This window comes from Geobacillus thermopakistaniensis (genome assembly GCF_000498995.1).
Lineage (GTDB): Bacteria > Bacillota > Bacilli > Bacillales > Anoxybacillaceae > Geobacillus > Geobacillus thermoleovorans.
In genome coordinates this window covers 1-9,968 of record NZ_AYSF01000075.1, presented here as the reverse complement: position 1 = coordinate 9,968, position 9,968 = coordinate 1, and the positions used below count along the sequence as shown (strand labels likewise).

Here is a 9,968-nt window from a genome sequence, read left to right as displayed (position 1 = left end):
GATATAGCTATAAAATTTTGCCGAAAAGCCCGCGCGGGTTTCGTGGGGGCGCCGGGCCGCCCAATGGGCGGCGCTGGCGGCGATCGTCATCGGAGCGGCGATGGCCGGTTGGAACGGCTATTGGTACACCGTCGGCTGGATGGCGGTCAAGCGGGATGCTCCTGCGCCTTCCTCACCGCCGGCCGCAAGCCTTCCAGCGGAACGTTCGGCGCAAAAAGACGCACCGCTTGGCGTCTACCTTGGTGAACTCGCCATCCCAAAGCTCGGGGCGGCGATTCCCGTGTATGAAGGCGTCCGCGAACAAGAATTGCGCCGAGGTGTCGGCCATTATCCAGCGAGCGATTGGCCGGGGGGACGAGGGCATGTCGTGCTATCCGGGCACCGCGATACTGTGTTCCGCCGCTTTGGCGAGCTTGAGATCGGCGATGCGCTTATCATTCGGACGGATCGCGCCGCCATCCATTACCGCATCGTCAACATCCGCATCGTCGATGACGACGACCGGACCGTTTTGGTCGAGAAAGCGCGCCCAACGCTGACGGTGACAACGTGCTACCCGTTTCGCCTCATCGGCCGCGCTCCGAAGCGCTGCATCGTCACCGCCCGCCCGGTTCGGGTTGATGCCCTGGCGTTTCCAAGAGGATGATCCACTTGCCTGCAGGAAGGCAAACAAAAAGGCTGGAAAGTGCGCTCTCCAGCCTTTTACCTTTTCCGTTCCTGCGGCGCCTTGGCATCGATTCGCTCATGCATTTGCTGGCGAAACTCTTGAAGCAGCGCCTCGCCTTGCAGCCCTTTCTTGACAAGGCCGGCCAGCACGACTTCCGCCAAATGGGTGCGCCGCGGGATCATCAGCCCTTCCATCAAGACGCTAATGTGGCCGTTCATTTTCGTGATCGAACGGACGGCGACGAGCATGTTGGCCGGGTCGTTGCTCGTGTGGGTGATCGTCACTTGCAGTTGAAACTCTGGACGCCGCTGCAAGCTCACAAACATTGGCTCATAGTCGTCATCCAAATACGCCTCCACGAGCCAGCGGTTTTGCCCGTCTTCTTTGTTGATGATCAACCCGTCAATAAACGGGATGTCTTGGCGGTGCATGTCGTCATCGATGACCGAGAGCCCGACAAGCTTGAACGTTTTCATCTCGTCCACCTCGTTACCGTTGTCTTATCCAAGATTATAGCACAGGCGGACGAGGGAAGAAAAACGGGATGCCGCCCCTCCTGCTGAAAAACGATCTGCATATTTTCCGTCGGATGGCAAAAACGCCATTTTGCCCCGCCATTGTCGACGAAGATTTCGCCTTTTTCGCTGAATTGTATCCATAGAGTGCGCCAAAAAATGCAAAAATCGCGATTTTACGACCCAAAACGAGATTCGTTATCATAAAGGTGCGGTGGAGGAAAGGGGGGATGCGCCAACACATGATCAACCAAGTCGTGTTGGTCGGCCGGTTGACGAAAGATCCCGAGCTTCGCTACACGGCCGAAGGGGCTGCCGTCGCGACTGTCACGCTGGCGGTGGCGAGAAATTTCCGCAACGCGGAAGGGGGGATTGACGCCGATTTCGTTCCATGCGTTTTATGGCGGAAAACAGCGGAACATACCGCCAATTATTGCCGAAAAGGATCGATGGTGGCGGTGACGGGGAGAATCCAAACGCGCCGCTACGATAAAAAAGACGGTCAACGCGTCTATGTCACCGAAGTCGTCGCGGAGTCCGTCCAATTTCTCCACTCCGGAAAGAAACCAGAATGGCCGGAGCACGTATAGTCGTTTCCCCATACATGCCTTTCAAAGCGAATCCCCAAGAGAAAGAACGTGTCCCCAAACACTCCCCAACGGATGGCGCTAGCACGTCGTTGTTAGCGCTTTTTTTCAGCATGAGGGGAGCTACATGAGCTCGGAGCACTCTTTTACGATCGTCACGATCATCGTTTCGACATGTTTTCGCTTTTTATCCGGCAGCTTCGCGAGCGCGTACACCGCTTCGCTCATCTCTTGGTTATGAAGCAAGTAGTCCAACGCCGCGAGCACCGTTTCGTGCACGTCCGCCGTTCCGTACATGTCTGTCACTTCGCGCAACAGCTCGCGTTGGCGCGTTTCGCCGCCAAGCAAAAAATCGGCGCTGACATCAAACAGCTGGCATAGCTTCTCAAGCGACTGCACATCTGGAAGCAAGCTGCCGTTTTCCCATTTGCTGATTTGCGAACGCGACACGTTCAGCTGCTCGGCCAGCTCTTCCTGTGTCCAGCGCCGTTGTTTTCGCAGTTGTTTGAGCGTCTCCCCCAAGTTTGTCATCGTTCGTCACCACGCTTTTCATCATTACTCTTTAAAGATAGAAAAGCATGGAGCCAATGGTTGTTCCTTTTTCGCTCATTTCTATCTTTGTTTCTAAATCAGAACGGATTTGTCCGTGATTTCGTCGTTCGGCATCTTTTTTGTCCAGGAAGGACATAGTACAATTAGTTAAAAATGGGAAATTACGAACCAAAAAGAGGGGGTCAAGGTGAACATCTATCTTGCCGATTTTGTCATTTGTGAACGAAACGGGGAGAAACACGCCCAAAAAATGTACCACATCTATATTGAGGAAATGAAAAATCCGTTTTCCGTGCGGCTGAAAACGATCGCCCCGGCCAGTTTCACCGATTCGCTGCGCTCGCTGAAAAACGAAGGTGGACGGATGCGTTTTGCATCGGAAGGCGAGGCGCTGTTCCGCACGATCACCTGCTCAAAGGAAGCCCAGCTCTATTTTGTATTTAAATGCACGAGCCAGCTTTACATGTTTATCGTCAAACTCGATCTTCGCCAAAAAAAGTTTACCGTCGCCCTTTATGAGTGGAACGAACCGAGGCAAAAATACATCCCGATCCGCGCAGATGAATGGCTGGCGATGGAAAAACAGCTCATTTATGAAGTGCTGCAGTCGATTTACCTTGTCGACGATCGATGCGTGTCGTATTTGTTCACGTATCCGTCGCCTCCGAAGCGAAGCATGCCCCGTTCCGGCGCATAAACTTCTTCCTTCTTCCAATAAAAAAAATCGTTTCCTTTCATGGCTTTCGTCCGTTATACTGAAAATATAGAACATTACTATTTTTGGCTGCGGGATGTCAAGCCGGCCTGAGGAACTATCCCGCATGAGGCCTCGATGAAAGATGAAAAACGAAACAGACGGCGAAGGGAGAGGGCGCATCTGTGAAACCGAATCACGTTGTTTTCGCCGCTGCCATGGCTTCTGCCTTTTTTCTCGCGCCGGACGAGAGCCAAGCGGCGGAATGGAAGAAAGGCATGAGTTCTCCTGAAATCAAACAGCTCCAGCAGCGCTTGAAAGAAAAAGGCTTTTTCACGTATCCGCAAGCGACCGGCTACTTTGGCGCCATTACCGAAGAAGCGGTCAAAGCGTTCCAACGGGCGATGAACTTGCCAGCGACCGGCATCGTCGATGACGCCACCTACGCGAAGCTCAAAAGCGCGCCTGCGTCAAACGACACGCTCGCCATCGGTTCCCGCGGCGCGGCCGTCAGTGATTTGCAACGCCGGCTGAAACAGCTCGGCTATTTTCGCTATCCGCAAATCACCGGCTACTACGGCGCGGTGACGGCCGATGCCGTGAAGCAGTTTCAACGGGCGAACGGACTTCCCGCCACCGGCCGGGCGGATCGGGCGACGCTTGAGCGGCTGAAGCAAAAAGCAACAAGTCAGCCGGCCACGTCATCTGACGCGCTGACGATCGGTTCGCGCGGCGACGACGTCCGCGAGCTGCAGCAACAGCTCAAACAACTCGGCTACTTTACGTATTCGGACATCACCGGCTACTATGGGGTGCTGACGGCCGACGCCATCCGCCGCTTTCAACGCGACAACGGCCTGCCAGTGACCGGCGCGGTCGACAACCAAACCGCTGCCCTCCTTGCGAGCGCAGTAAAAGCGAAAACACCCCCGCCTGCACCGATCGAGCGCGAGCGCCTGGCGGTTCGCCTCTCAATCGGCGCGCTCGGCGAAGACGTCAAGCGCATTCAGACAAAGCTGAAAGAGCTCGGCTACTTCTACACGGCCATCACCGGCTACTACGGCACTGCCACCGCCGATGCCGTCCGCCGTTTCCAACAAGCGGCCAAACTCCCAGCGACCGGCATTGTTGACAGCGAAACATACGAGCGTCTGCTTGGACAAGCTCCCCCGACGAAGGTGGATGTCATCGAACTTGTCGCCGATGCGGCTGAGCTGCTCGGAACCCCATACGTTTGGGGCGGCGATGCGCCGGAAGAGGGATTTGACTGCAGCGGCTTCATTTTCTACCTGTTCCAGCAACAAGGCGTCCCCATCCCGCGCACCGTCGCCTTGATGTGGAATGCAGGCGCATCGGTTTCCGCCCCGGAAGTCGGCGACATCGTCTTTTTCGCCACGACCACCAACGGCCCATCGCATGCCGGCATCTATATCGGCAACGGCCAGTTCATCCATAGCGGCGCTTCGACTGGAGTGACGATCAGCCGCCTCGACCAATCGTATTGGAAACAGCGGTACTTGGGGGCGAAGCGGTTATTTTAGCATGCTGGAACGACAACGATGACCAAAATGAGGAGGAAAACGAAGATGAAACATGCATCCCAAATGGCAGCCGCCATCTGCCTCGCCGCCGCCATCGCCCTCGGAGGAAATGGACAAACAGTTGACGCCGCCGTCCAATGGGGGCAAGTCCAATGGAAACAAGGCATGATCGGCAAAGTCGTCATTTTGCGCGACACGCCTCTATACCGCCTGAACGGAGCGGCATGGCAGACCGCCATGACGGTGAAACAAGGGCGCGAGTATCGCGTCTACAGCCAAAAACGGGCAGGCGGCGCCGTCTATTACAGCCTCGGCGGTGGACTGTATGCCAAACAAGGGGACGCCATCCAATACGTGCCGTTCACAAAAGACGAACTTCTCGCCCTTGTCGCCCGCTCATTGAAAGGGCAATACATTCTTCAGGCAGGAAATGAATCCGTTCCGTTCGTCATTGAGCGGCAAAAAGGAAATCGTCTGTTCGGCTGGTACTTATACGGCCAAAATATGTCATTGCCGCTTGAAGGCCGCATCGACGGCGCAACGGTGACGCTCTCCATTTTCTTCAACGACAACGCCGAAGCGATCGCCGACTCGATCTCTTACTTAAAAGCGTACAACGTGCCGAAGGAAGAGATCGAAAAAATCGCCGAACAGCTCGCCAACAGCGGCGATTACGCAATGCAGCTGCAATTTTCCATCACGAACAGCCCGGAACAATTCGCAGGACAGTTCCGCTTTCTCGATTTGTACTTGAATGACCGCTATGACGTCGTCAAAATGACGCTTGGCCAACCGATGGACGTCACGGTGAAGAAAAACGATTGATGTTTTTGCACAAAATGTTTGCCAACCAAAACCATCAAACTGCCAAAATATCGTTCTAAATTTCTGTTACAGGCATATTCATATCAATGTCGCCATCGATGGCAATAATTTCAAAGGCATATTCTCTAAAAAATTTGTATTTAGGACTAGAATTTAGAAGAAAAATGTATTATTATAGGAGACGTGGAGCATTGAGGAATTATGCTCAAGTGCTAGCAACAGATGCTAGGCTTTCTAATCAGCCCAGCATCTAGCCGTCAAGGATGATATTGGTTGATGTTAGCACCTTTTAGGCAATGAATCTACTAAACGGAAACGTTTAGTACCCATTGCTCTAAAGTTTCATAAAAACGAAGGGGGATTTTGGGCTTTATGGACAAAAAGAAAGCAGTCAAACTCGCCACAGCCAGCGCTGTAGCAGCGAGCGCTTTCGTCGCAGCCAACCCGCATGCTTCCCAAGCAGCCACGGACGTTGCGACGGTCGTCAGCCAAGCGAAAGCGCAAATGAAGCAAGCGTACTATACGTACAGCCACACGGTAACGGAAACGGGCCAATTCCCGGACATTAACGATGTATACGCAGCCTACAACAAAGCAAAACAAGCGTATGCGAACGCTGTCGCTGTTGTGAACAAAGCCGGCGGCGCGAAAAAAGACGCGTATTTGGCTGACTTGCAAGCTACATACGAAACGTATGTATTCAAAGCCAACCCGAAATCGGGCGAAGCGCGCGTGGCTACGTACATCGACGCTTACAACTATGCGACAAAATTAGACGCGATGCGTCAAGAACTCAAAGCAGCCGTCGATGCGAAAGATCTGAAAAAAGCAGAAGAGCTCTACCACAAAATTTCGTACGAGCTCAAAACGCGCACGGTCATCCTTGATCGCGTATACGGCCAAACGACGCGCGAACTCCTCCGTTCGACGTTCAAAGCCGATGCTCAAGCATTGCGCGACAGCTTGATCTACGACATCACCGTTGCCATGAAAGCTCGTGAAGCGCAAGACGCCGTCAAAGCCGGCAACTTGGACAAAGCGAAAGCTGCGCTTGACCAAGTCAACCAATACGTATCGAAAGTAACCGATGCGTTCAAAGCTGAACTGCAAAAAGCAGCACAAGACGCCAATGCGGCGTATGAAGCGGCATTGACGCCGAAGGTTGAGAGTGTAAGTGCGATTAACCTTAAACAAGTTAAAATTACATTCAACAAAGATGTGGATGTAACAACTGCTGAAACTGTCGGTAACTATACATTCCCAAGTGCAAGCGGTTTAACAGTAACTAGTGCAAAAGCGAACGGCAAAGAAGTTATCCTAACACTGACTAATAGCGCTGCTCAGCAACAAACTGCCGATTTAACAATTGAAAATGTAAAAACTGTAAATGGTGAATTGATCGGAAAAACTACTAAATCGGTTAAATTCTTGGACGTAACAGCTCCGACTGTTGCTAGTGTTGAAGCAATTGGACCGAAGACGTTGAAGGTAAAATTCTCTGAAATCCTTTCAACTGTTCCAACCTTCACATTGGATGATGGAACAATTGCTATTGTAAACGTAGCATTTACTCCAGGTTCTGATGAGGCAGTATTAACTCTTGGCACTCAACCAGCTTCGGGTACCCATAAATTAAAAGTAAAAGATGGTGCGGACTACGCTGGTTTCAAAGTTGAGGAAGTAGTTAAAGAATTTACTTTTGCGGCAGACGCTACAGCTCCAACTGTAACAGTTAAATCTGCATCTCCTAAGAAAATTGTTCTTGAATTCAATGAAGATGTAACAAATGTTATGGATGCAAACGTTGAATTCTATCACACTTACAAAGGTGTTGCTGCATATAAAGCAACAAAAACTTTAAATGGTAGAGAGCTCACTTTAGATTTCGCCAACCCGCTTCCAGAAGGTCCGTTCAAATTATTCTTAAGCTATGTTGATGAGAAAGGCGCTCAAATTGCTGACCTCTGGGGCAACAAAGTGCCTGCTCAAACGATTACAGGCAATGTAACTGTAGATACAGTGGCTCCAACAGTGACAAAAGTTGAGGCTGTTTCGAATACCCAAATTAAAGTAACATTCAGTGAAGAAGTAACTGGTGGAGATGTATTAGGTAACTATACACTTAAAGACGCAGCAGGTAATACAGTGAATCTAACTTCTGTCAGCACAACTGATAACAAAACGTTCACAATTACTACACCGACGTTAAACGGCGGTTCTTACACATTAACAATCAAGAACGTAAAAGATAAGTCTATTAACGAAAATAAACTTGCTGATTACACTACAACAGTAAGTGTTAAAGATGTTGTGCCGCCTACAGTTTCTGACTTAGACAGCAACGCACAAGGTATTCAAGCACAACTATTATCTACTAAGAAAGTTAAGATTGTATTCAGCGAAGTAATGGACAAAGCTTCTATCGAAAACAAACTTAACTACTTGTTTGGCGGTGCAGCATTAGATAGCAAAGTTACTGTAACAGCAGTAGACGGGAATAAAGCTGTAATCCTTGACTTTACCGACGCAACACAAAATCCAGCAGGAGCAACAATTCAAGTATTACGTGTTCTTGATGCTGCGGGTAACCCAATCGCTGCAGCTTCTACGGATGTTCAAGTGCCATCAACAGTTTCTGCTCCATTATTTGATAAAGCAGAAGCAACGGGTAAAAATACAATTAAACTTTATTTCAAAGAAATCATTACAGGCGCGCAAGCAGATGACTTCGAAGTTAGTGTTGATGGCGGTAGCACTTGGGCTCAAGCTGGCGGGCTTTCCAACGAAGTAGTAGATGGCAAGTCTGTAATTACCTTGACTACTACTAATAACATCCCAACAAGTGTTGCGAACGTAAAAGTAAGAACAGCAGCTTCTAATGTTGACGCTAAGAACAGCTTCGGTGTGGCGGTGAATTTGGGGACTAGCGGTGTGTCAGTTGCTGATAAATATGCACCAGAAATGACAGTTGCTGTAGCGAAAGATTTAGACGGAGACAATTTTGTTGACACCTTTGAGGTAACATTCAGCGAAAATCTGTATGTGCCGTCTGTAAATGATTCAGACTTCTCGATTGAAGGTTATACTGTTAAATCAGTGTCTGTAAACGGCAATGTGGTGACTATCACAGTCCAAGAGAAAACAACGAATGATTTAGCAGCAACTCCGAAAGTGGCTTTAGTGGGTCCAGTTGAAGATGCAGCTCGTAATGTGAAAGCTTCTCAAGATGGCATTACTGCAACAGCAGCTGATGCTGCTACAGTTGCTACAGCAAAAGCCAACTTAAATTTGACTGTAACAAATCCAACAGGTGCTACTTCAACAATTACATTGCCGTCTACTCAAGATGGAGCTACAGTAACTTGGGCAATTACGTCTGGTGGAGGAACAATCTCTAATGGAACGTACACTACACCAGCACGTACATCTTCTGCACAAACTGTAGTATTAACTGCAACAATCACTAAAGGTGCATCGACTGCAACTCAAACATTTACAGTTACAGTTGGCGATAATACTGATGCTAATTCAGATGGAGTATTTGATAATGCTACAACTGTAGTTAAAAACTAATTTAGGGATGGATTGGGGTGTACCTATCACGCCCTGAAGTATGTCGTACAGGTATCGAAGGGACTGACCCAAAAGTCCGCCAAAAAGCGGACTTTTGGAGTTAGTCCTCCTTTGTTTTTTACATATTTGGTTAAACAGAAGAAGATTTAACTCATATTTCGCAACCTTTGCATAATATACAAAAAATAACCAAAATATTCGCATAAAAATAAATTTTTATACAAATATTGTAAAATAACTAATTTTTATTCACTCAAATCAGGCTTATTTTGAATTTTTATTCAGGGTGCGAAATGTGAGATTTAACCTCTCTTCATCCTGTTATTTATGCGACTAGGGGCGCTGTTGCTTGTCCCTAGCGGCTTTTTTGAGAAGATGGTGGGCAACACAAAGCAGCCCTATTAGATGGAAACTTTTGGAGGATTCGCAGGACAAAGCGATGAAACCTGCGATTTTGCTTGATTTGTCCAAACACACTCTCAATGTCGGTTTTGCGTTGGCGGGCTTTCTATTTTTGTTCATGATCGACCGGGCTCCATTGCGTTGTACGTCCTACTTGGAAGTCGTGCAGGCCGAACGGTGTTTTTTGCAAGCAAAAAGTGCAGAGAAGTGCAAGAAAAAAATACATAGGCTTGCCAGTCCAAGACTTAGGATTCCAGACCGAGGGAAGAGAACGGCTGGATGGGGCCGAGAGGGCGTTTCGCAGGCGGTAGTTCTCTCCCGTAAAGGCCAGGATGTGGGCGTGATGAACCAAGCGATCGACCAGAGCAGCTGTCAAGCGGTTGTCGTCCCCAAACATCCGATTCCACTGTCCAAATTCCAGATTCGACGTCACGATGACGCTGTTTCGCTCATAACAGTCGGCGATCATATGCAACCTCACATTTCGCACCCTAACAAGGTCAAAACAAAGGATTTTTTATTTCTCACATTTCGCACCCTAACAAGGTCAAAACAAAGGATTTTTTATTTAGTTTTTCAGAATAACTTTTTGACCAACACAACGAGCGATGG

The 9,968-nt window shown here is 49.3% G+C and carries 8 protein-coding genes and 1 pseudogene; 6 read left to right on the top strand and 3 right to left on the bottom strand.

The genetic code is table 11. The annotated features are described in order from the left end of the window. Window positions 1–100: 100 nt before the first annotated feature. Window positions 101–646 (top strand): class D sortase, LPxTATN-specific, encoded by a 546-nt coding sequence (srtD, locus tag T260_RS125165; protein WP_023634350.1) that lies wholly within the window; start codon window positions 101–103, stop codon window positions 644–646. A 56-nt stretch (window positions 647–702) separates the two neighbouring features. Here the strand turns inward: srtD and T260_RS125170 are convergent, their stop codons facing one another. Next, window positions 703–1,143, bottom strand: a complete 441-nt coding sequence (locus T260_RS125170) for a YwpF-like family protein (protein WP_013146485.1) — start codon at window positions 1,141–1,143, stop codon at window positions 703–705. A 269-nt stretch (window positions 1,144–1,412) separates the two neighbouring features. On the opposite strand from T260_RS125170, the gene ssb reads away from it, so the two are divergent. Next, window positions 1,413–1,772: a single-stranded DNA-binding protein gene (ssb, locus tag T260_RS125175; protein WP_011232661.1), complete on the top strand. Its 360-nt coding sequence runs from the start codon at window positions 1,413–1,415 to the stop codon at window positions 1,770–1,772. A 120-nt stretch (window positions 1,773–1,892) separates the two neighbouring features. Here ssb and T260_RS125180 read toward each other — a convergent pair whose 3' ends face one another. After that, window positions 1,893–2,300, bottom strand: coding sequence for a helix-turn-helix domain-containing protein (locus tag T260_RS125180; protein WP_023634349.1), 408 nt, complete (start codon window positions 2,298–2,300; stop codon window positions 1,893–1,895). Between the two features lie 208 nt (window positions 2,301–2,508). On the opposite strand from T260_RS125180, the gene T260_RS125185 reads away from it, so the two are divergent. The 4 genes from T260_RS125185 to T260_RS1000000139020 all read left to right on the top strand — a co-directional run bounded on the left by T260_RS125185 (window position 2,509) and on the right by T260_RS1000000139020 (window position 8,954). Next, window positions 2,509–3,018, top strand: a complete 510-nt coding sequence (locus T260_RS125185) for a hypothetical protein (protein ID WP_023634348.1) — start codon at window positions 2,509–2,511, stop codon at window positions 3,016–3,018. A 182-nt stretch (window positions 3,019–3,200) separates the two neighbouring features. Continuing rightward, a complete protein-coding gene (locus tag T260_RS125190) occupies window positions 3,201–4,556 on the top strand; it encodes a C40 family peptidase (protein ID WP_023634347.1) in 1,356 nt (451 codons plus the stop codon). Window positions 4,557–4,601: 45 nt separating this feature from the next. Beyond that, window positions 4,602–5,381 carry a hypothetical protein gene (locus tag T260_RS125195; protein WP_011232657.1) on the top strand — a complete coding sequence of 260 codons (780 nt, stop codon included), beginning with the start codon at window positions 4,602–4,604 and terminating at the stop codon, window positions 5,379–5,381. A gap of 372 nt (window positions 5,382–5,753) precedes the next feature. Beyond that, window positions 5,754–8,954 carry an Ig-like domain-containing protein gene (locus T260_RS1000000139020; protein ID WP_023634346.1) on the top strand — a complete coding sequence of 1,067 codons (3,201 nt, stop codon included), beginning with the start codon at window positions 5,754–5,756 and terminating at the stop codon, window positions 8,952–8,954. Between the two features lie 673 nt (window positions 8,955–9,627). Here the strand turns inward: T260_RS1000000139020 and T260_RS1000000139015 are convergent. Then, a pseudogene (locus T260_RS1000000139015) lies at window positions 9,628–9,828 on the bottom strand (ATP-binding protein); the annotation flags it as partial. Window positions 9,829–9,968 lie beyond the last annotated feature (140 nt).

Coding starts and splice junctions, on each gene's coding strand:
- T260_RS125170 (WP_013146485.1), bottom strand. CDS start 1,143: ATGAAAACGTTCAAGCTTGTCGGGCTCTCGGTCATCGATGACGACATG.
- T260_RS125180 (WP_023634349.1), bottom strand. CDS start 2,300: ATGACAAACTTGGGGGAGACGCTCAAACAACTGCGAAAACAACGGCGC.
- T260_RS125195 (WP_011232657.1), top strand. CDS start 4,602: ATGAAACATGCATCCCAAATGGCAGCCGCCATCTGCCTCGCCGCCGCC.
- ssb (WP_011232661.1), top strand. CDS start 1,413: ATGCGCCAACACATGATCAACCAAGTCGTGTTGGTCGGCCGGTTGACG.
- srtD (WP_023634350.1), top strand. CDS start 101: ATGGCCGGTTGGAACGGCTATTGGTACACCGTCGGCTGGATGGCGGTC.
- T260_RS1000000139020 (WP_023634346.1), top strand. CDS start 5,754: ATGGACAAAAAGAAAGCAGTCAAACTCGCCACAGCCAGCGCTGTAGCA.